The organism is Pseudomonas sp. PDM22, assembly GCF_014851965.1.
Lineage (GTDB): Bacteria > Pseudomonadota > Gammaproteobacteria > Pseudomonadales > Pseudomonadaceae > Pseudomonas.
This window is the reverse complement of record NZ_JACVAR010000001.1, coordinates 784,589-805,668: the sequence shown is the minus strand read 5'-3', so window position 1 is coordinate 805,668 and position 21,080 is coordinate 784,589. Positions and strand designations below refer to the sequence as shown.

The window sequence follows — 21,080 nt, the reverse complement described above, 5'->3', positions numbered from 1 at the left end:
TGCGAATGAAGGTGGACTGCGCAGTGACAGGCCTGGCGAATCGCAGGATAATGCCGGTTATTTGCGCTGGGTCGCGTCCGCGCGCACCCGGCAATGCTTCACGGCGGCTAGTTTGAGCGTAGCCGCCTGAGCGTGACAACCCTGGAGTGTCCGGTTTGATTGTCTTCCGTTACCTGTCCCGTGAAGTGCTGATCACCATGAGTGCGGTGAGCGCCGTGCTGCTGGTCATCATCATGAGCGGCCGTTTCATCAAGTACCTGGCGCAGGCAGCCCAAGGCCTGCTCGATCCGGGTTCGCTGTTCATGATCATGGGCGTGCGCCTGCCGGGCTTCCTGCAGCTGATCCTGCCGCTGGGCCTGTTCCTCGGCATTCTGCTGGCCTATGGCCGCCTGTACCTGGACAGCGAGATGACCGTGCTCACCGCCACTGGCATGAGCCAGCAGCGCCTGCTGGCCATCACCCTGGTGCCGGCGCTGTTCATCGCCCTGCTGGTGGCCTGGCTGAGCCTGTGGCTGGCGCCCCAGGGCATTACCCAGATGCAGTTGCTGCTGAACAAGCAGGATGCGATGACCGAGTTCGACACCCTGGCGCCGGGGCGCTTCCAGTCAATGCGCGATGGCACGCGGGTGACCTATACCGAGACCCTGGCCAACGAGCGCACCGAACTGGGTGGTGTGTTCATTTCGGACAAGAACCGCCCGCGCAATGGCAAGGACGGCGGCACTTCGGTGCTGGTCGGCACCACCGGCGTGCAGGAAATCCATGCTGACGGCAGTCGCTACCTGATCCTCAAGGACGGCTATCGCTACGACGGTACGCCCGGACAGGCCGATTACCGCGAGATCAAGTACGACACCTACGCTGCCCTGCTGCCCAAGCCGGAAGTGAGCAGCGAGATCGACGACCGCGACGCCATTCCCACCTCCGACCTGCTGGGCAGCGACGATCCTCGCATGAAGTCGGAGTTGCAGTGGCGCCTGTCCATCCCGCTGCTGGTCTTCGTGGTGACCGTGCTGGCCGTGCCGCTGTCGCGCGTCAACCCGCGCCAGGGCCGCTTCCTCAAGCTGCTGCCGGCCGTGCTGCTGTACATGGCCTACCTGGCGCTGCTGATCGCCGGGCGCGGCATGCTCGACAAGGGCAAGATTCCCATGGCCCTGGGCCTGTGGTGGATTCACGGGATATTCCTGGCCATCGGCCTGTTGTTGTTGTACTGGGAGCCGCTGCGTCTGAAGCTGGCCGCCAAGCGAGCGAAGTCGGGCGGAGTGCTGAAGCATGCGTAAGCTGGATCGTTACATCGGCACCACTGTCTTCGTTTCCATTCTCGCGGTACTCGGGGTGATCCTCGGGTTGGCCGAACTGTTCGCCTTCGTCGACCAGCTGGGGCAGATCAGCGACACCTACACCCTTGGCGAGGCGCTCAAGTTCGTCCTGCTGACCGCGCCGAGCCGTGGCTACGACATGCTCCCCATGGCCGCGCTGATTGGCTGCCTGGTGGGCCTGGGTACCCTGGCCAGCAACAGCGAGCTGACCATCATGCGCGCCGCTGGCGTGTCGCTGCAGCGCATCGTCTGGGCGGTGATGAAACCGATGCTGGTGCTGATGTTCGCCGGCATCCTGGTGGGTGAGTACGTGATTCCCTACACCGAAACCGCTGCCCAGAGCGGTCGCGCCCTGGCGCAGAGCGGCAATGGTTCGCAAAGCTCGAAGTCGGGCCTGTGGCACCGCCAGGGGCATGAATTCATCCATATCAACGTGGTGCGCCCGGACGGCGTGCTGCTGGGCGTGACCCGCTACAACTTCGACGACAACCGTCGCCTGCAGAGCGCGAGCTTCGCCCGTCAGGCGGTGTTCGAGAACGACCAGTGGCAGTTGCAGGACGTGACCACCTCGGTGCTGCACGCGGCTGAAAAGCGCAGCGAGGTCGTAAGCAAGCCCAGCGAGACCTGGAACATCCAGCTCAGCCCGCAACTGCTCAACACCGTGGTGATGGAGCCGGAGGCGCTGTCCATCACCGGCCTGTGGAACTACATCCATTACCTGCAGGACCAGGGCCTGAGCTCCAACCGCTACTGGCTGGCGTTCTGGACCAAGATCCTGCAGCCGCTGGTGACCGCTGCCCTGGTGCTGATGGCGATCTCGTTCATCTTCGGCCCGCTACGCAGCGTGACCCTCGGCCAGCGCGTGTTCACCGGGGTGCTGGTGGGCTTCACCTTCCGCATCGCCCAGGACCTGCTCGGCCCGTCCAGCCAGGTGTTCAACTTCCCGCCGCTGCTGGCGGTGCTGGTGCCGGCGGCGATCTGTGCTTTCCTCGGCACGCTGCTGTTGAAGCGGGCGGGCTGAGTCCCATCGCGCGGTAGAACCCGCGCCCGCAAAAAAGCCGGCAATCGCCGGCTTTTTTATTGCCCGAGATTTCAGCCCCGCCCCTGCGATGCCTTGCGCACCGCCTTGGGGATCTGGATCACCACGCTTTCCGAGTAGCGGTCCTGCCAGGTGCGCTGGTCCTTGTCCCAGAGCATCCAGAGGAAGCCCAGGCCGGCGCAGCCCCAGGACGCGATGGCGATGACGAAGCGCAGCAGCGCCTGCATCAGGGTGATGCGCGTGCCGTTGGCGTTCTGCACACGAACGCCCCAGACCTGCATGCCCAGGGTCTGGCCGCTGTGGGTCCAGAACTTCGCGAAGAAGGCGAACACGCTGATGAACAGCAGGCTGGACAGCAGCGGGTCGCCGGTCAGCGCCCCCTGGTCGGCCAGCATCCGGAGCTTCTCGCTGCCATAGATCAGGCGCAGGAAGCCCTGCTGATAGGCCAGCGTCACCACCATCAGCAAGGCCACGCAGAGCAGGAAGTCATAGAACATCGCGGCAAAGCGACGGAGGAGCGTGGCGGGCGGGAAGTTCCCCGCGGGCTGGAGCTGCTGCGGCTTGGACATGGGCGTCTTCAGTGGCGATCAGGATGGATGGGGCGGGGATTATACGGATTCCGCCGCGCGGCGCCCGGCGGCGGTGGCTGTTCTAAGCTCAAACCACGTCGCTGCCCATGGGGGAGTGGCAATGCGTCGCAGGTCGCGGCGCCGTCAAGCAAGGAACAAGGATGCCGCTTCGCAACTACACCCGGCGCCGGCTGCTGCCTCGCCTGGTCTTCTCCCTCTCCATGGCCCTGCTGCCGTTGCTGCTGGGCAGCGCCATCATCTATTGGCAGGCCTTGCGCACCCTGAGCGTCGAGGCGCGTACTGCTTCGAACGAGGCCGTTCGGCTGTTCGACGTGATGCTGAGCAATGCGGCAGGGGCCGCCCAGGTGGCTCTGCTGCATGTGGACGAGGGCTGCGACGAGGCGACGCTCGTCCTGCGCGAACAGGTGGCGGTGGTGCCGTTCGTCCGGTCGGTCAATCTGACTCGCGATGACCAAATCTATTGCACCTCGCTGTTCGGCGATTTCGAGGCGCCGCTGGATTCGAGCCTGTATGTCGCCGGCCGGCTGCGGATGATGGCCGGTAACGAGATCACGCCGAACTACGCGCTGTTGATCCTGCGGCGTGTCGAAGGACGCCACGCCGCGCTGGCGACGGTGGATGGACGTTACCTGAGCAACACGCTGCAACTGGTCGATCAACGCAGCGACCTGCAATTGCAGGTCGGCGGGCAGTGGATGGACGAGGAGGGCAGGGTGTTCGACGGCAAGCCTGTCCGCCTGCCGCTGGGGCATGTCGAACTGACCTCCGAGCGATTCCCCTACAAGGTCATCGGCGGCTTCCCCGAAGGGGCGCAATGGCGGCACATCCACGAAGACGCGTTGCCGCTGGTGGCGTTGATGCTGATGCTGGGTGGTGCATCGGGCGTGGCCTGCTACTGGCTCTGGGGGCGTTCGGCGACGCCAAGCCTGGAGCTTGAGCGTGCCTTGCTCGCCGGGGAGTTCGTGCCGTACCTGCAGCCGCTGGTCGATGCCCGGGACGGCCGCTGGGTCGGTGCGGAAGTGCTGATGCGCTGGGTCCATCCGCGCGAAGGCATGGTCGGCCCCGACCTGTTCATCCCCATGGCCGAACGCTCCGGGCTGATCGTGGCGATGACCCGCGAGCTGTTCCACCAGGTCGCCGATGGGCTGGCACCGCACGGGCACCTGCTGGGCGAGGGCTTCCATCTGAGCTTCAACATCAGCGCCCGGCATTGCACGGAGCCGGGGTTGTTCGGTGATTGCCGCGACTTCCAGGCGCGCTTCCTGCCCCATCGGCCGGAGTTGACCCTGGAGCTGACCGAGCGCGAGCTGATCGTTTCCAGTGAGGTAACCGACGAACTCTTCGACAACCTTCATGGCCTGGGCGTCAAGCTGGCCATCGACGACTTCGGCACCGGCAATTCCAGTCTCGCCTACCTGCATCGCTTCAAGGTGGACGCGCTGAAGATCGACAAGAGTTTCGTGGCGATGATTGGCGTGGATGCCCTGTCTTCGCACGTTCTGGACAGCATCGTCGAGCTGTGCGGCAAGCTGGACCTGATGATCATCGCCGAGGGTGTGGAAACCGAGGAGCAGCAGGACTACCTGGCCCTGCGTGGGGTGGAGGTGCTGCAAGGGTACCTCTTCGATCGACCGATGCCGCTGGCGGCATTTGTCCAGGCCCTTCAGGGCCGGTCGCTGGGGGGCTGATGCCGGCTTGCCGTCCCTGTTGCGGTGAGGGGGCGGCGCACTGGGAAAATTTTCCAGCTTGTGGAGCGGATGTGAACAGCCGGCTGTTCCTGTCTGGGAGCTGATTGACTCGATAGTTAGCTGATGAATAGTCGGATAAGCCTAGTTTTAAAGATGTAATGGTTTCTCGTTCGTTATTGCGAGATGGCTGCTTTTTAATAGGTTATCAGTGCTGATTTTATTAATTTGAAATGCGCTATGGAGAGTTTGATTTTACGTTTTTTTCACAACTTCTTCATGTGTATTTCATGAATGGTACGGTTGTTCTTTATATTGCTTTTCTGGCTGGCTGTCGGGTGTTTGTTTTGATGCGGAAGTGCCTGATTTACAAGCCTTGCTGCCCTCGCGATGTTTCGTTCTAATGCCCCGGATTCAGAGGGTGTTGGTATTTTGGCGCTCCGGAATTGGCCCTCTTTTCGTTAGCTATTTTTATATATGGCGATACGTCGGCGACGACTGGTATTGAATTACTGTGTCGGCGGGGTGGCGATTCGCCATTTAACTAATAGAGTCTTTGAAAAAGGCCCCGGCAAAGAGAGTCTCGATAATGCCTGTTAGTTCCCGTGGTTTTACCCTGATCGAGTTGATGGTGGTGGCGGCGATAGTAGCGATCCTGGCTGCAATCGCTTACCCCAGCTATCAGCAGTACGTCATCCGGGGCAAGCGGTCCGCGGCCCAGGCGCAGATGATGGATATCGCCAACCGCCAGCAGCAGTACCTGCTGGCCAACCGCGCCTACGCCAGCAAGTCGGCGCTGGAAGGTGGTGGCTACGCGCTGCCCAGTGAGGTGTCGGGCGACTACAGCTACGACATCACCGTGGGCAGCGGCACACCGCCGACTTTCACCATCACCTTCACCCCGAGCGGCGGGCAGGCCAGCGACGGCAACCTGACCCTGGCCAGCGACGGCACTCGGACGCCATCGGCGAAGTGGTGATCAACATGATGACCTCCCGGCACCGCGGCTTCACCCTGATCGAGCTGCTTGTCAGCATCCTCATCATCTCGCTGGGCCTGCTCGGCCTGGCCAAGCTGCAGATGCGCATGCAGCTGTCGGACATGGAGTCCTACCAGCGCGCCCAGGCGCTGCTGCTGCTCAATGACATGTCCAGCCGGATGAACGCCAACGCGAAGAACTCCTCCAGCTATGTCACCGGCAGCAGCTCGCCGGTGGGAGCGGGCATGTCCTGTCCGACCAGCAGCGGGACCCGTCAGCAGGCGGACCTCGCTGACTGGTGCAACAGCCTGCAGGGCGCGGCGGAAGTGGGCGGCGGCAGCGTGAAGGCCGGCGCCATGCTCGGCGGGCGTGGCTGCATCGAGTCGCTGGGCAGCAATCAGTACCTGATCACCGTGGCCTGGCAGGGCATGTCGCCGATCTCGGCGCCGCCTTCGAGCGTGGCGTGTGGCAGTAACAGCTACAACGGCAGCTCCGGATGCAGCAGCGACCTGTGCCGGCGCGTGGTCACCACGGTTGTGCGGGTGGCCTCGCTATGAGGGGCGTATCCCGCCACAGGGGCTTCACCCTGGTAGAGATGATGATCGCAGTGACCATCAGCCTGCTGATCATGGTCGCGGTGCTGACGCTCTACCTGAACCTGCGCCGGACCAGTGACGACATGGCCCAGACCAACTCGCTGATCGAGAATGGGCGCTTCGCCGTGGGCCTGCTGCAGGAAGACCTCGCCCACGCCGGGTTCTGGAATGGCTATGTACCGCAGTTCGATGACCTGACCGCGACCGATCCGCCGGCCGATTACCCGACGGCGTTGCCGCCGGTGTGCTCGGCCTTCTCGACCTGGACGCAGCAGGACAGGATCAACTCCGTCGGCATCGCGGCACAGACCTTCTCCGCGGTGCCCCCCGGTTGTTCGGCGATAGTCACCAACCTGGCGAGCAACTCCGATGTGCTGGTGGTGCGGCATGTCGATACCTGCTCACCGGGCGTTGGCAATTGCGATGCACTGGCAGCCGGCAAGGTGTATTTCCAGTCGTCCTTCTGCAAGAACGAGACCCTCGGGGCCTTTGTGCTGGACACCACCGGGTTCACCCTGACGAGCCTCAATTGCCTGACCATCGCCGAGCGTCGCAAGTTCGTCATCGATCTGTATTACGTGCGCGATTACGCGGTGAGCGCAGGCGATGGCATACCGACCCTGATGCGCTCCACCTTCGATCTTTCCGGTGGGGCCACGCCGGCCAACGCGCTGCAGGCAGCAGTACCGCTGATCGAGGGGGTCGAGGCCTTCCGCGTCGAGCTGGGCCTGGACAGCCTCAGCAAGTCGAACGATCCGACCGATTACCTCGCGGCGCCGCATTGGGATGACCCCAATACCCGGGTCACCGTGACCAACCGTGGCGATGGCTCGCCCGACGGCAGCTTTGTCCATTGCGGGGCCGGTTCCTGCACGGTGGCCCAGCTGGCGAATGTGGTGGAAGCCCGGCTCTACGTCCTGGCTCGCGCCCGCACGCAAACCGCGGGCTACACCTCGGACAAGACCTACGCCCTGGGTAGCTCCACCCTGGGCCCGTTCACCGATGGCTACAAACGGCATCTGTTCACCTCCAGCGCCACGCTGGTGAACGTATCCCGTCGGAGGCAGACGCCATGACGACGCAGCGCAATTCGAGAGCCCAGCAGGGCGCGACCCTGGTGGTCGCCCTGGTGATGTTGCTGATGCTGATGCTGATGGTCGGCAGCGCCTACACCCTCAGCGGCACCAATCTGAAGGCAGTGGGCAACATGCAGTTCCGCAACGAGGCCATTGCCGCGGCTGATGTTGGTATCCAGCGGGTCATCGGCTCGGCCTTCACCGCCGCGCCGGCGGCCGAGCAGCTCAATGTCGACATCAATAACGACGGTACCACCGACTACCAGGTTTCCATGGCGTCGCCGGTGTGCATGAGCGCCAGGCCGAGTCCCTCCAATCTGGCTTGTGGTGGTGGCCAGGCAGCCATGTGTTCCACGGGATGGGACACCGTCTGGGGGCTCAACGCCGATGTCACCGATGCCGTGACCGGCACCTCGGTAAGAGTGCGTTCCGGGGTGCGCGTGCACCTGACCGATTCGCAGAAAGTCGCCGCGTGCGGAGCATGAACATGAACAAGAGCTGCCAGGCCGGAATGCTCCGGCGGATTTTCGCCCTCTGCCTCCTGTGCGTCGCCCAGTCGGCCGTTCGTGCCGAGGACATCGACTTGTTCGTCGGCACGCCCACCGGTGCCACGGACGCGCCCAACGTCCTGATCATCCTGGACAACACCGCCAACTGGACCACGCCGTTCAGCAACGAGATGACTGCGCTGGCCTCTGTGGTCAACGGGCTGCAGGTGAACAAGTTCCGCGTCAGCCTGATGCTGTTCAGCGAGACCGGCAGCGGCAACAAGGGTGACGACGGCGCCTATGTGCGTGCCGCCATGCGTCTGCTCGACAGTTCGACCAAGCCCAAGTACCAGGCGCTGGTCAGCAGCCTGGACGTGGGGAGCGACAAGTCCAATGGCGGCAAGATCAGCAAGGCCATGGAGGAGGCCTGGCTGTATTACTCGGCGGGCACGCCCAATTCCGGCAACCAGAAGGTCAAGACCGACTTCGCCGGCAACGCCAGCGGCACCACCGCATCCAACGCGATCTATGCCCTGAGCGGCAACGCCCTGGCGTCGAAGGACGCCACCACCTATAACAACCCGATCGTCGCTGGCTGCGCGAAAAACTTCATCATCTACATCAGTAACGGCGCGGCGCAGGACAACACCAACGATATCAAGCAGGCGACCAGTGCATTGACTGCTGCCGGGGGCAATACCACGGCGATCCCCATTTCCCCCAGCGGCTCGCAGGACAACATGGCCGACGAATGGGCGCGCTTCATGAAGAAGAGCACCCAGGCCATCACCACCTACACCGTGGATATCAACAAGGTCACCACCGGCCAGGGCCCGGGTTGGACCGCCCTGTTGAAGAGCATGGCCAACGTCAGCAGTGGCAAATATTTCGACGTGACGGCCAGTGGCACGCAGATCTCCGATGCGCTGAATGCCATCTTCTCCGAGATCCAGGCCACCAACAGCGTGTTCGCCTCCGTCACCCTGCCGATCAGCGTCAGCTCCCAGAGCACCTACCTGAACCAGGTGTTCGTCGGCATGTTCCGCCCCGACTCCGATTCCTTCCCGCGCTGGCCCGGCAACCTCAAGCAATACAAGGTGGGCGTGGTCAGCAGCCAGCTCACCACGGTGGACGCCAACGGCAACAGCGCAATCAACAGCGGCACCGGTTTCATCACCGAATGCGCCCGCAGCTTCTGGACGCCCACCTCGCTGGACAACTACTGGGCGTTCAAGCCGCAGGGCAACTGCCTGACCGTGACCGGCTCCGACGTGTCCAACTATCCCGACGGCAACATCGTCGAGAAGGGCGCCCAGGCCTATGTTTTGCGCCAGGCCAGTTCGCGGACCATGAAGACTTGCGATCCCACGACCTGTGCGACGCTGACCAACTTCAACACCGCCAACACGGCCGTCACCCAGGCCCTGCTGGGGGCGGCAGACGCCACCGAGCGGACCAACCTGATCGGTTGGGCCATCGGCGCCGACAATCAGGACGAGAACCTCAACGCCAACGTCACCGAGATGCGCTCCTCGGTTCACGGCGACGTCGTGCACTCGCGCCCTGCGGCGGTCAACTACGGAACCACGTCTTCACCCCTGGTGGTGGTCTACTACGGCGCCAACGACGGGCTGTTGCACGCTATCAACGGCAACCGCAGCGGAACCGTCGCGGGCGTCTCGGCCGGCAGTGAAATCTGGTCGTTCATGCCGCCGGAGTTCTACCCGCGGATCAAGCGCCTGCGGGACAACACCACCACCATCAGCTTCCCCGGCCATACCACGGGCACGCCCACGCCGCAGCCCAAGGACTATGGCATGGACGGCTCGGTTTCCGTGGTGCAGCAGGGCACCAGCACCTGGATCTATTCCGCCATGCGCCGCGGCGGCCGCTCGATCTATGCCTTTGACGTCACCACCCCGGCCAGCCCGACCCTGAAGTGGAAGATCGGTTGTCCCAACATGGCCAATGACACCGGCTGCGGTACTGGCCTCAGCGGCATTGGGCAGACCTGGGCGACGCCGGTTCCCGTCCTGGCGCAAGGCTACGGCAGCGGTGCGTCGACGATCCTGGCCATGGGCGGTGGCTACGACAAGTGCGAGGACGCCGATCCCAATACCTGCACGGCGACCTCCAAGGGCAATCACATCTATCTGCTGGATGCGGACACCGGCGCCTTGCTGAAAACCTTCGACACCGATCGCGGGGTCGTCGGCAGTGTCGCCCTGGTCACCAACAGCAGCGGCCTGATCGCCTACGGCTATGCCTCCGACATGGGCGGCAACGTCTACCGGATCTCCGGCGTCGATGCCTTCAGTGCCATCGGCAGTACCCCGCCGGCCAACTGGACCATGACCAAGATCGCTTCCCTGGGGTGCGCGACGGCGACTTCCTGTACAGCCAACCGCAAGTTCCTCTACGGCCCGGAGGTGGCCTCCGTCAACGGCGAGTACGTGATCCTGCTGGGCTCCGGCGACCGCGAGAAGCCGCTGCTGACCTACACCTCCGCCGCCAGCGTGGCGAACCGCTTCTATGCCCTGCGCGACAAGCCCAGCGACGTCAACTGGCTGACCCTGGAGAACGCCACCTGCGCCGCCAACCTGATTTGCAACAGCTCGCTGCTGCCCATTACCTCCACGGCAACGCCCACCAATACGCAGGTCGCGGCCTACCCCAAAGGCTGGTACCTGGGCTTGCAGTCGACCGAGCAGGTAGTGACCTCGGCGCTGCTGCTTTACAACAACATCACCTTCAGCACCCACCAGCCTGCCGTGGCCAGCCCCACCAGCTGCTCCAGCCTGGGCACCGCGCGCGTCTACAACATCAGCTACCTGAACGCCGCAGGCACCGGCGACCAGCGCTTCGGCGTCATCTCCGGCGGCGGCCTGCCTCCGTCACCCGTGGCGGGGCGCGTACAACTCGACGACGGCAGCCTGAGGGACTTCATCATCGGCGGTTCGTCCGATTCTCCGCTGAAGGTCTCCGAGCCGACCGCGCCGGGCACCAGCCCGCAGCCCAAGTCCTGGGTGTTCTGGGATATCGAGCGATAGGAGGGCGAGACATGAACGCGATCAACAGACGCCCGGCCAATGGTTTCACCTTGCTGGAACTGATGGTGACACTCGCGGTGCTGGCCATCCTGGTCGGCATAGCCGTGCCTTCGCTCAGCGATGCGACCCTTACCGGCAAGCTTGCCTCCAGTGCCAACGATCTGGTGGCGGGCGTCGCCATGGGGCGCAGCGAGGCGATCAAGCGCAACACGGTGACCAGCCTGTGCGTATCCAGCAATGGCACCAGTTGCGGCTCCGGGGGCTGGGAGCAGGGCTGGATCGTGATTTCCGGCTCCACCGTGATCCAGAAACATCCCGCCGCGCCGACGGGGTTCAAGGTCACTTCCAGTGTCGCCAAGATCGACTTCCAGCCCAGCGGCGTGGGCAATACCCAGGCCAGCGTCACCGTCTGCCGCTCCGCGCCGTCTGCCGGTGCCCAGGAGCGAGTGGTCAACGTCAGCGCCACGGGGCGTGCCTACGTCAGCAAGACGACGACAGGTTCCTGTTCCTGATACGGTGAAACTGCTCCTGCCAGCACCCGGCAGGGAAATCGCAGACAACAAAAAACCGGCCCGAGGGCCGGTTTTTCGTGGGTTTCGACAGTTCATCGGAACTGCCGGAACGATGTGGTGGTGCCCCGGGAGAGACTCGAACTCTCACTCTGTCGCCAGAAACGGATTTTGAATCCGCCGCGTCTACCATTCCGCCACCGAGGCAATGGCGCGGCAGTATAGGGAGGCGCTCTGCGCCGGTCAATCGGCTCGCATGGTCAGAAATCGGCATATCCAGTAAGATGTGCGCCCCTTCGAGAAAGCTCCCCCATGCGCGTCGCTGACTTTCATTTCGACCTGCCCGAGGCGCTGATCGCCCGCCATCCGCTACCTGAACGCCGCTCCAGCCGTCTGCTGGTGCTGGACGGTCCGAGCGGCGAGCTCAGCCACCGGCAATTCGCTGACATCCTCGGCTTCCTCAAGCCGGGTGACCTGATGGTGTTCAACAACACCCGGGTAATCCCTGCCCGCCTGTTCGGCCAGAAGGCTTCCGGCGGCAAGCTGGAAATCCTCGTGGAGCGCGTGCTGGACAGCCACCGCGTGCTGGCTCACGTGCGCTCCAGCAAATCCCCCAAGCCGGGTTCGAAGATCCTCATCGACGGCGGTGGCGAGGCCGAGATGCTGCAGCGCCACGACGCGCTGTTCGAACTGGGCTTCAGCGAGGACGTGTTGCCGCTGCTGGAGCGCGTCGGCCACATGCCGCTGCCGCCTTATATAGACCGTCCGGATGAAGACGCCGACCGCGAGCGTTACCAGACCGTCTATGCCGAGCGCGCGGGCGCAGTGGCCGCACCGACCGCCGGCCTGCATTTCGACGAGGCGCTGCTGGAATCGATCCGCGCCAAGGGCGTGGATACCGCCTTCGTCACCCTGCACGTGGGCGCCGGCACCTTCCAGCCGGTGCGCGTGGAGCGCATCGAAGATCACCACATGCACAACGAATGGCTGGAAGTCAGTCAGGACGTGGTCGATGCCGTGGCCGCCTGCAAGGCGCGCGGTGGTCGCGTGGTCGCCGTCGGCACCACCAGCGTGCGTTCGCTGGAAAGCGCCGCCCGTGACGGCGTGCTCAAACCGTTCAGTGGCGACACCGACATCTTCATATTCCCCGGGCGGCCGTTCCACGTGGTCGACGCCCTGGTCACCAACTTCCACCTGCCCGAATCCACCCTGCTGATGCTGGTCTCCGCCTTCGCCGGCTACCCCGAGACCATGGCCGCCTATGCGGCGGCAGTGGAGCAGGGCTATCGCTTCTTCAGCTACGGCGATGCCATGTTCATCACCCGCAACCCGGCACCGCGCGGCCCCGAGGACTGATCCATGAGCTTCATGAAATTCGAACTGCTGGCCACCGAGGGCAAGGCCCGTCGCGGCCGCCTGACCTTCCCCCGTGGTGTGGTGGAAACCCCGGCGTTCATGCCGGTGGGCACTTACGGCACCGTGAAGGGCATGCTCCCGCACGACATCGAGGGCATCGGCGCGCAGATCATCCTCGGCAACACCTTCCACCTGTGGCTGCGCCCGGGTACCGAAGTGATCCAGAAGCACGGCGACCTGCATGACTTCATGCAGTGGAAGGGGCCGATCCTCACCGACTCGGGCGGCTTCCAGGTGTTCAGCCTGGGCGCGCTGCGCAAGATCAAGGAGGAGGGCGTGTACTTCGCCTCGCCGGTGGATGGCGCCAAGGTCTTCATGGGCCCGGAAGAGTCCATGGCCGTGCAGCGTGCGCTGGGCTCGGACATCGTGATGATCTTCGACGAGTGCACCCCGTACCCGGCCGAGTTCGACGTCGCCAAGCGCTCCATGGAGCTGTCGCTGCGCTGGGCCAAGCGTTCGAAGACCGCCCACGGCGATAGCCCGTCGGCGCTGTTCGGTATCGTCCAGGGTGGCATGCACGAAGAGCTGCGCATGCGCTCGCTCGAAGGCCTGCAGGAAATCGGCTTCGACGGCCTTGCCATCGGCGGCCTGTCGGTGGGCGAGCCCAAGGAAGAGATGATCCGCGTACTGGACTTCCTCCCGCGGCACATGCCGGCTGACAAACCTCGTTACCTGATGGGTGTGGGCAAACCCGAAGACCTCGTGGAAGGTGTGCGCCGGGGCGTCGACATGTTCGACTGCGTCATGCCCACCCGCAATGCGCGCAATGGCCACCTTTTCGTTGACACCGGGGTGATCAAGATCCGCAACGCGGTGCACAAGCACGATGAGTCTCCGCTGGACCCGACCTGCGATTGCTACACCTGCAAGCACTTCTCCCGCGCCTACCTCTACCACCTGGACAAGTGCGGCGAAATGCTCGGCAGCATGCTCAATACCATCCACAACTTGCGGCATTATCAGCGGCTTATGGCTGGTTTGCGCGAGGCAATCCAACAGGGTACATTGGCGAACTTTGTCGACGCCTTCTACGCCAAGCGCGGCCTTCCCGTGCCGCCGCTGGCGGACTGACCTTATTCATCGAAAAAGCTTTGAGACAGGAGTTTCCAATGAGTTTTCTGATTCCCGCTGCCTACGCTGACGCCGCAGCTCCCGCCGCTGCTGCAGGCCCGGCCGGCACTGGCTTCGAGTGGATTTTCCTGGTCGGTTTCCTGGTCATCTTCTACCTGATGATCTGGCGTCCCCAGGCCAAGCGCTCGAAAGAGCACAAGAACCTGCTGTCCGGCCTGCAGAAGGGCGATGAAGTCGTCACTTCCGCCGGTATCGCCGGCAAGGTGACCAAGGTCGCCGAGGACTTCGTCGTCGTCGAGGTTTCCGACAACGTCGAGCTGAAGTTCCAGAAGGCCGCGATCGCCGCGACCCTGCCGAAAGGCACCCTGAAGGCGATCTGATCCTCCACCTAGAAACCCAACCGACGGGGCGCAAGATGCGCCCCGCGTCATAACGGGCGGTGTCATGCTCAACAAGTATCCCCTGTGGAAGTATCTGCTGATCCTGGCGGTCCTGGCCGTCGGTTTCATCTATTCCGCACCCAACCTCTATCCTGACGATCCGGCCGTCCAGATCAGTGGCGCGAGCACCGCGCTGCAGGTCACCCAGGCCGACGTCGACAAGGCCAGCAAGGCGCTCGCCGATGCCGGTATCGCCGTCAAGGCTGGCTCGCTGGGCAAGAACAGCGGCCTGATCCGTCTGGTCAAGCAGGAAGACCAGTTGCCGGCCAAGGACATCGTCCGCCGCGCGCTGGGTGACGACTACGTGGTCGCCCTGAACCTGGCCCAGACCACGCCGAACTGGCTGCGCAATATCGCCGCCCACCCGATGAAACTGGGTCTCGACCTGTCCGGTGGTGTGCACTTCCTGCTGGAAGTGGATATGGAGAAAGCCGTCGACGCTCGTATGAAGGTGTACGAGAACGAGGTCAAGAGCGCCCTGCGTAAGGAGCGCGTGCGCTACCGCAGCCTGCCTGTGCAGGACGGCGGCATCCAGCTGGGCTTCACCGAAGAAGCCGACCTGGACAAGGCCAAGTCGATCATCGCCAAGGATTTCCGCGATTTCGAAACCGCCCAGAGCGAGCGTAATGGCATGCAGGTCCTGCGCCTGGCCATGACCGCCACCAAGCTGGCCGAAATCCGCGAATACTCGATCAAGCAGAACCTCACCACCGTCCGCAACCGCGTGAACGAGCTGGGCGTGTCCGAACCGCTGGTACAGCGCCAGGGCGCCAACCGCATCGTCGTCGAGCTGCCGGGCGTACAGGACACCGCTGAAGCCAAGCGCATCCTCGGCAAGACCGCCAACCTGGAGTTCCGCCTGGCCGCCGAGCCGGATGCGATCAAGTCCTCCACCGAGACCTTCGATTTCCGCGAGCCGCGTCGCCCGCCGGCGAGCCTGGAGCGGGGCGTGATCATCACCGGTGACCAGGTCACCGACGCCAGCGCCAGCTTCGACGAGAACGGCCGTCCGCAGGTGAACATCCGTCTGGATGGCCACGGTGGCGAGCTGATGAACCGCGCGACCCGCAACAACGTCGGCCGCAGCATGGCTGTGGTGTTCATCGAGCAGAAGCCGATCACCCGCTACACCAAGCAGGTCGTCGACGGCGTCGAGCAGGAAGTCGCTGTTCCGGCGTTCAAGGAAGAGAAGCAGATCATCAGCCTGGCGACCATCCAGTCGCCGCTGGGCAACCAGTTCCGCATCACCGGCCTGGACGCCCCGGGCGAGTCCTCGGAACTGGCCCTGTTGCTGCGCGCCGGTGGCCTGGCTGCACCGATGTACTTCGCTGAAGAACGCACCATCGGCCCGAGCCTGGGTGCTGACAACATCGCCAAGGGTATCGACGCTTCCCTGTGGGGCATGGTCTTCGTTTCCCTGTTCATCATCGTCATCTACCGCTTCTTCGGCGTGATCGCCACCGTCGCCCTGGCCTTCAACATGGTCATGCTGGTGGCGCTGATGTCGATCCTCGGCGCGACCCTGACCCTGCCGGGTATCGCGGGTATCGTGCTGACCATGGGTATGGCGGTGGACGCCAACGTGCTGATCTTCTCGCGGATACGAGAAGAGCTGGCGGCGGGCATGTCGACACAGCGGGCGATCCATGAAGGCTTCAACCGCGCCTTCACCGCGATCATCGACGCCAACCTGACCTCGCTGCTGGTCGGCGGCATCCTCTACGCCATGGGCACCGGCCCGGTGAAGGGCTTCGCCGTGACCATGTCCCTGGGTATTCTCACCTCGATGTTCACTGCCATCATGGTCACCCGCGCAATGGTGAACCTGATCTACGGCGGCCGCGACGTTAAGAAGCTGTGGATCTAAGGGGCCAGAGATGAATATCAAGATCGGTACTATCAACTTCATGGGCGTGCGCAACATTGCGTTCGCCGCGACCCTGCTCCTGACCCTGATCGCCCTCGGCAGCTGGGTCTTCAAAGGCATCAACTTCGGCCTGGACTTCACTGGCGGTACGTCGATCAAGCTGACCTACGAGCAGCCTGCCGACCTCTCCAAGGTGCGTGAGCAACTGGTCGCCGCCGGTTACAGCGAAGCCGTGGTGCAGAGCTTCGGTGACACCCGCGACGTCCTGGTGCGCATGCCCAGCGAAGACCCGGAACTGGGCAAGAAGGTCGCCACTGCGCTGCAGAAGGCCGATGCTTCCAACCCGGCCAAGGTCAATGGCGTCGAGTACGTCGGTCCGCAGGTCGGTGAAGAGCTGCGCGACCAGGGGGGCCTCGGCATGCTCCTGGCGCTGGGCGGCATCCTCCTGTACGTGGGCTTCCGCTTCCAGTGGAAGTTCGCTCTGGGTGCGATCCTCTCGCTGATCCACGACGCCATCATCGTGATGGGCGTGCTGTCGTTCTTCCAGATCACCTTCGACCTGACCGTGCTCGCCGCGGTACTGGCGGTGGTGGGCTACTCGCTGAACGACACCATCGTGATCTTCGACCGGGTGCGCGAGAACTTCCGCGTACTGCGCAAGGCCAGCCTGATCGACAACATCAACATCTCGACCAGCCAGACCCTGCTGCGGACCATCGCCACCTCGGTGTCGACCCTGCTGGCGATCGCTGCTCTGCTGTTCTTCGGCGGCGACAACCTGTTCGGTTTCTCCATTGCCCTGTTCGTCGGTGTGATGGCGGGTACCTACTCGTCGATCTACATCGCCAACGTGGTGCTGATCTGGCTGAACCTGTCCACCGAGGACCTGATTCCGCCGCCGAGCAAGGAAGTCGACGAGCGCCCGTAATAGAGCGTTCCCGGCCTTCCAGAGAAAACTCCCGCTTCGGCGGGAGTTTTCATTTGTAGGTGCTGTGTCACGAAACAGCCGGAACTTTCTTACAAATCGATTGCTCCAAGGCAAGGTAAAGGGCGAGGCCCGAATGAGAAGAAAGACCAGGAGAACCCTATGAACAAGTCGTTGCTAATCGGTACCGTGCTGGGCGCTGTAGGCGTGACTGCCGGTGGCGCCGTGGCTACCTACAGTCTGGTGGACCGCGCGCCGCAATACGCCGAGGTGCTCGCCGTTCAGCCGGTCAAGGAAACCATCAAGAATCCGCGCCAGGTCTGCAAGGACGTGGCAGTGACCCATCAGCGTCCGGTCAAGGACACCCACCAGATTGCCGGTACGGCGATCGGCGCCATCGCTGGCGGCCTGCTGGGCAACCAGATCGGCGGCGGCAACGGCAAGAAGATCGCCACCGTGGCGGGCGCCATCGGCGGCGGCTACGCGGGCAACAAGGTGCAGGAAGGCATGCAGGAGCGTGACACCTACACCACCACCGAAACCCGCTGCAACACCGTCAACGACACCAGCGAGAAGGTTGTCGGCTACGACGTGAAGTACCTGCTCGATGGCAAGGCCGGTCAGGTCCGCATGGATCGCGATCCGGGCTCGCAGATTCCGGTCGACAAGAGCGGCCGACTGATCCTGGGTCAGCAATAAGCAGTCGCCAGGTGTGGAACGAAGAGGGCGCCCGATGGGCGCCTTTTTCTTTGGCTCTTTGTAGGAGCGAGCCTGCTCGCGAATCGCCGAAGGCTATGGCTTCAGGTGCAGGATTTGCCTTCTCGCAGGCACAAAAAAGCCCGGCAATGCCGGGCTTTTTCTGTCGTGGCTCAGGCTCAGCGCTTGAGCGACGCCGGCAGGTGCGGCTGGATGCTGGTCAGCAGCGCCTTGAAGCACTTGGTGTTGCCAGCGACGATCTGGCCTTTCTCGAGGAACTCGTGACCGCCGGTGAAATCGCTCACCAGGCCGCCCGCTTCCTGGATCAGCAGGGCGCCAGCGGCCATGTCCCACTCGGACAGGCCGAACTCCCAGAAGGCGTCGTAGCGGCCGGCGGCAACGTAGGCCAGGTCGAGGCTGGCGGCGCCGGCGCGGCGGATGCCGGCGGTCTGTCCGACCAGGCTGCGGAACATGCCCAGGTAGGCGTCCAGGTTGTCCATCTGGCTGTCGCGGAACGGGAAGCCGGTGCCGAGCAGGGCGCCTTCCAGGCTCTTGCGGTTGCTGACGCGCAGGCGACGGCCGTTCAGTGCGGCGCCACGGCCACGGCTGGCGGTGAATTCTTCCTGGCGGACCGGGTCGAGGACCACGGCGTGCTCGAGGCGGCCGCGGTATTTGCAGGCAATGCTGACCGCGTAGTGCGGAACGCCGTGGATGAAGTTGGTGGTGCCATCCAGCGGATCGATGATCCACAGGTAGTCGGCGCCTTCGCCGCTGCCTTCGAGCATGCCGCCTTCTTCGCCCATGATCCCGTGGTTCGGGTAGGCCTTGCGCAGGGCGGTGACGATGGAGAGCTCGGCCGCGCGATCGACTTCGGTGACGTAGTCGTTGGCTTCTTTCTCGTTGACCGACAGGGTGTCCAGGCGTTCGATGGAGCGGAAGATCAGTTCACCGGCGCTGCGAGCGGCGCGCAGGGCGATATTCAGCATAGGCTGCATGGAGAGGTCACCTGGGTCGTTAAAGAAAGCCGGACATTCTAGCAGAAAGCCATGGAGTTAATAGAGCGACCTGTCGCCTGCGTGGCGCAAGCCCCACTGCTGCGGTAGGATTCCCTCCCTTTTTCGCTTTTGTGTGGAGTCGCGCGTTGCTCGACAAAATTCGCGTGGTGCTGGTCAACACCAGCCATCCCGGCAATATCGGCGGTACGGCCCGTGCGATGAAGAACATGGGCCTGTCGCGCCTGGTCCTGGTCGATCCGATGGATTTCCCCAGTGGCGAGGCCCGCGCCCGCGCCTCCGGCGCCGATGACATCCTCGATGCGGCCGTGGTCGTTCCCACCCTGGAAGATGCCCTGGCGGGCTGCAGCCTGGTGCTCGGCACCAGTGCGCGAGATCGTCGCATCCCCTGGCCGCTGCTCGATCCTCGCGAGTGCGCCACCACCAGCCTGGGGCATGTCCAGCAGGGTGGCGAGGTTGCGCTGGTGTTCGGTCGCGAATACGCCGGCCTGACCAACGAGGAGCTGCAGCGATGTCAGTTCCATGTGCACATCCCGGCCAATCCCGAGTTCAGCTCGCTGAACCTGGCGACGGCAGTGCAGGTGCTGGTCTACGAGGTGCGCATGGCCTGGCTGGCCGTTCAGGGGCAGCCGACCAAGCAGGAGAAGGTCGAGTCCACTGCCATGCTCAACAGCGTCCCGGTGACGTCGGACGAGCTGGAGCGCTTCTATGCGCACCTGGAGTCGACCCTGGTGGATATCCAGTTCCTTGACCCGCAGAAGCCGCGCCACCTGATGTCGCGCCTGCGCCGCCTGTATGGCCGTGCCGGTGTCAGCAAGCTGGAGATGAATATCCTGCGGGGTATTCTCACCGAGACACAGAAAGCTGCCCGCGGGGAGCTTTCCAAGCGGAGTGATGAAGATGTTTGAGCGTGTACGCGAAGATATCCAGAGCGTATTCCATCGTGACCCGGCGGCGCGCAACGCCTTCGAGGTGCTCACCTGCTACCCGGGTCTGCATGCCGTCTGGCTGCATCGCCTGGCCCATGGTCTGTGGACGTCCGGCTGGAAGTGGCTGGCGCGCATGGTGTCCAACTTCGGTCGCTGGATGACCGGTATCGAGATTCATCCAGGCGCGAAGATCGGTCGCCGCTTCTTCATCGATCACGGCTTGGGCATCGTCATCGGCGAAACCGCCGAGATCGGCGACGACGTGACCATCTATCAGGGCGTGACGCTGGGCGGTACCAGCTGGAACAAGGGCAAGCGTCACCCGACCCTGGCAGACGGCGTGGTGGTGGGGGCGGGCGCCAAGGTGCTCGGTCCGTTCACCGTTGGTGCTGGTGCCAAGGTCGGTTCCAATGCCGTGGTCACCAAGGAGGTGCCGCCTGGTGCCACTGTGGTGGGTATTCCCGGCCGCATCATCGTCAAGGATGACGCGGATCAGGCCGCCAAGCGTCAGGCCATGGCAGAAAAGCTCGGGTTCGATGCTTATGGCGTCAGCCAGGACATGCCCGACCCGGTGGCTCGTGCCATCGGCCAGTTGCTCGACCACCTGCAGGCAGTCGATGGCCGTTTGGAAGGCATGTGCAAGGCTCTGACAGCTCTGGGTAGCGACTACTGTGCGAAAGATCTTCCGGTTCTGCGGGAAGAGGACTTCGCGGGAGTCAAGGACGAGGAGAGCAGCAAGTCGGCGCAGTGATGCGCCGGCCCTTGCATTGCTGCTACAATATGCCGCCGTTCGCTGGCTAATTCCGACTAAAGTAATAGGTCTTATAGTTGACTTAAATAGTCGGAAAAGAGCATACTTCCGCCATACCAGCGATTCTTCCGGATTTCCCCATGCGATTGACCACCAAAGGCCGCTATGCCGTCACCGCCATGCTCGATCTGGCGTTGCACGCCCAGCGTGGCCCGGTTTCTCTCGCCGATATCTCCGAGCGCCAGGGTATCTCCCTGTCCTACCTGGAACAGCTGTTCGCCAAGTTGCGCCGTGGCAACCTGGTGGTCAGCGTGCGTGGTCCGGGCGGCGGCTACCAGCTGTCCCGTGACATGACCGGCATCCACGTCGCCCAGGTGATCGATGCGGTCAACGAGTCGGTCGACGCCACCCGCTGCCAGGGTCAGGGCGACTGCCACTCCGGCGATACCTGCCTGACCCACCACCTGTGGTGCGACCTCAGTCAGCAGATTCACGAGTTCCTCAGCGGCATCAGCCTGGCCGACCTGGTCGAGCGCCGCGAAGTTCAAGAGGTCGCCCAGCGCCAGGACGAGCGTCGCTGCTCGGGCACCAAGCCGCTGCGCCTCGACAAGATTGAAGCGTCCGCCATCGATTGAGCGAAC

Annotated in this window: 20 protein-coding genes and 1 tRNA gene; 18 read left to right on the top strand and 3 right to left on the bottom strand. The window is 63.6% G+C overall.

Translation table 11 applies throughout. From position 1 onward, the window contains the following. Window positions 1-155: 155 nt before the first annotated feature. Both lptF and lptG read left to right on the top strand, forming a co-directional pair. The gene (gene lptF, locus IB255_RS03955) at window positions 156-1,280 is read left to right on the top strand and encodes an LPS export ABC transporter permease LptF (RefSeq protein ID WP_081516043.1); all 1,125 of its coding nucleotides are present in this window, start codon (window positions 156-158) and stop codon (window positions 1,278-1,280) included. Further along, on the top strand, window positions 1,273-2,340 hold the full coding sequence (gene lptG / locus IB255_RS03950) for an LPS export ABC transporter permease LptG (RefSeq protein WP_081516041.1): 1,068 nt from the start codon (window positions 1,273-1,275) through the stop codon (window positions 2,338-2,340). The genes lptF and lptG overlap by 8 nt, the downstream gene beginning before the upstream one ends. Window positions 2,341-2,411: 71 nt before the next feature. Here the strand turns inward: lptG and IB255_RS03945 are convergent, their stop codons facing one another. Next, window positions 2,412-2,927, bottom strand: a complete 516-nt coding sequence (locus IB255_RS03945; protein ID WP_081516039.1) for an RDD family protein — start codon at window positions 2,925-2,927, stop codon at window positions 2,412-2,414. A gap of 161 nt (window positions 2,928-3,088) precedes the next feature. Between IB255_RS03945 and IB255_RS03940 the strand changes: the two genes are divergently transcribed. The 7 genes from IB255_RS03940 to IB255_RS03910 all read left to right on the top strand — a co-directional run bounded on the left by IB255_RS03940 (window position 3,089) and on the right by IB255_RS03910 (window position 11,334). Continuing rightward, window positions 3,089-4,636, top strand: coding sequence for a cyclic diguanylate phosphodiesterase (locus IB255_RS03940; protein WP_081516037.1), 1,548 nt, complete (start codon window positions 3,089-3,091; stop codon window positions 4,634-4,636). Window positions 4,637-5,222: 586 nt separating this feature from the next. Further along, window positions 5,223-5,612 carry a type IV pilin protein gene (locus tag IB255_RS03935; RefSeq protein ID WP_081516035.1) on the top strand — a complete coding sequence of 130 codons (390 nt, stop codon included), beginning with the start codon at window positions 5,223-5,225 and terminating at the stop codon, window positions 5,610-5,612. Window positions 5,613-5,617: 5 nt separating this feature from the next. Beyond that, window positions 5,618-6,169, top strand: a complete 552-nt coding sequence (pilV, locus tag IB255_RS03930) for a type IV pilus modification protein PilV (protein ID WP_081516432.1) — start codon at window positions 5,618-5,620, stop codon at window positions 6,167-6,169. Beyond that, window positions 6,166-7,284, top strand: coding sequence for a PilW family protein (locus IB255_RS03925; protein WP_081516033.1), 1,119 nt, complete (start codon window positions 6,166-6,168; stop codon window positions 7,282-7,284). The genes pilV and IB255_RS03925 overlap by 4 nt, the downstream gene beginning before the upstream one ends. Next, window positions 7,281-7,769 carry a PilX N-terminal domain-containing pilus assembly protein gene (locus IB255_RS03920; RefSeq protein ID WP_081516031.1) on the top strand — a complete coding sequence of 163 codons (489 nt, stop codon included), beginning with the start codon at window positions 7,281-7,283 and terminating at the stop codon, window positions 7,767-7,769. The genes IB255_RS03925 and IB255_RS03920 overlap by 4 nt, the downstream gene beginning before the upstream one ends. Before the next feature lie 2 nt (window positions 7,770-7,771). Continuing rightward, a complete protein-coding gene (locus tag IB255_RS03915; RefSeq protein ID WP_218189934.1) occupies window positions 7,772-10,822 on the top strand; it encodes a pilus assembly protein in 3,051 nt (1,016 codons plus the stop codon). A gap of 11 nt (window positions 10,823-10,833) precedes the next feature. Continuing rightward, window positions 10,834-11,334 carry a GspH/FimT family pseudopilin gene (locus IB255_RS03910; protein WP_081516029.1) on the top strand — a complete coding sequence of 167 codons (501 nt, stop codon included), beginning with the start codon at window positions 10,834-10,836 and terminating at the stop codon, window positions 11,332-11,334. Window positions 11,335-11,452: 118 nt separating this feature from the next. Here IB255_RS03910 and IB255_RS03905 read toward each other — a convergent pair. Continuing rightward, window positions 11,453-11,538: transfer RNA gene (locus tag IB255_RS03905), tRNA-Leu, on the bottom strand. A 105-nt stretch (window positions 11,539-11,643) separates the two neighbouring features. Between IB255_RS03905 and queA the strand changes: the two genes are divergently transcribed. From queA to IB255_RS03875, 6 genes are all read left to right on the top strand, one after another. Beyond that, window positions 11,644-12,687 (top strand): tRNA preQ1(34) S-adenosylmethionine ribosyltransferase-isomerase QueA, encoded by a 1,044-nt coding sequence (gene queA, locus IB255_RS03900; RefSeq protein ID WP_045210558.1) that lies wholly within the window; start codon window positions 11,644-11,646, stop codon window positions 12,685-12,687. A 12-nt stretch (window positions 12,688-12,699) separates the two neighbouring features. Then, window positions 12,700-13,818: a tRNA guanosine(34) transglycosylase Tgt gene (gene tgt / locus IB255_RS03895; protein WP_138215487.1), complete on the top strand. Its 1,119-nt coding sequence runs from the start codon at window positions 12,700-12,702 to the stop codon at window positions 13,816-13,818. Between the two features lie 38 nt (window positions 13,819-13,856). Continuing rightward, window positions 13,857-14,198 (top strand): preprotein translocase subunit YajC, encoded by a 342-nt coding sequence (gene yajC, locus IB255_RS03890; RefSeq protein ID WP_017522301.1) that lies wholly within the window; start codon window positions 13,857-13,859, stop codon window positions 14,196-14,198. Window positions 14,199-14,262: 64 nt separating this feature from the next. Further along, on the top strand, window positions 14,263-16,125 hold the full coding sequence (gene secD / locus IB255_RS03885; RefSeq protein WP_081515992.1) for a protein translocase subunit SecD: 1,863 nt from the start codon (window positions 14,263-14,265) through the stop codon (window positions 16,123-16,125). 10 nt (window positions 16,126-16,135) lie between these two features. Beyond that, a complete protein-coding gene (secF, locus tag IB255_RS03880; protein WP_081515990.1) occupies window positions 16,136-17,053 on the top strand; it encodes a protein translocase subunit SecF in 918 nt (305 codons plus the stop codon). Between the two features lie 159 nt (window positions 17,054-17,212). Then, window positions 17,213-17,749, top strand: a complete 537-nt coding sequence (locus tag IB255_RS03875; RefSeq protein WP_081515989.1) for a glycine zipper 2TM domain-containing protein — start codon at window positions 17,213-17,215, stop codon at window positions 17,747-17,749. Window positions 17,750-17,925: 176 nt separating this feature from the next. Here IB255_RS03875 and suhB read toward each other — a convergent pair whose 3' ends face one another. Further along, complete coding sequence (gene suhB, locus IB255_RS03870) at window positions 17,926-18,741, bottom strand: inositol-phosphate phosphatase (RefSeq protein ID WP_081515987.1); 816 nt, start codon at window positions 18,739-18,741, stop codon at window positions 17,926-17,928. A 146-nt stretch (window positions 18,742-18,887) separates the two neighbouring features. Between suhB and trmJ the strand changes: the two genes are divergently transcribed. The 3 genes from trmJ (at window position 18,888) to iscR (ending at window position 21,074) form a co-directional block, all read left to right on the top strand. Next, complete coding sequence (gene trmJ, locus IB255_RS03865) at window positions 18,888-19,667, top strand: tRNA (cytosine(32)/uridine(32)-2'-O)-methyltransferase TrmJ (protein WP_081515985.1); 780 nt, start codon at window positions 18,888-18,890, stop codon at window positions 19,665-19,667. Further along, complete coding sequence (gene cysE, locus IB255_RS03860; RefSeq protein WP_081515983.1) at window positions 19,660-20,439, top strand: serine O-acetyltransferase; 780 nt, start codon at window positions 19,660-19,662, stop codon at window positions 20,437-20,439. Before trmJ ends, cysE begins: the two co-directional genes overlap by 8 nt. Before the next feature lie 140 nt (window positions 20,440-20,579). Beyond that, window positions 20,580-21,074 carry a Fe-S cluster assembly transcriptional regulator IscR gene (iscR, locus tag IB255_RS03855; protein WP_017522294.1) on the top strand — a complete coding sequence of 165 codons (495 nt, stop codon included), beginning with the start codon at window positions 20,580-20,582 and terminating at the stop codon, window positions 21,072-21,074. Window positions 21,075-21,080: the final 6 nt, after the last annotated feature.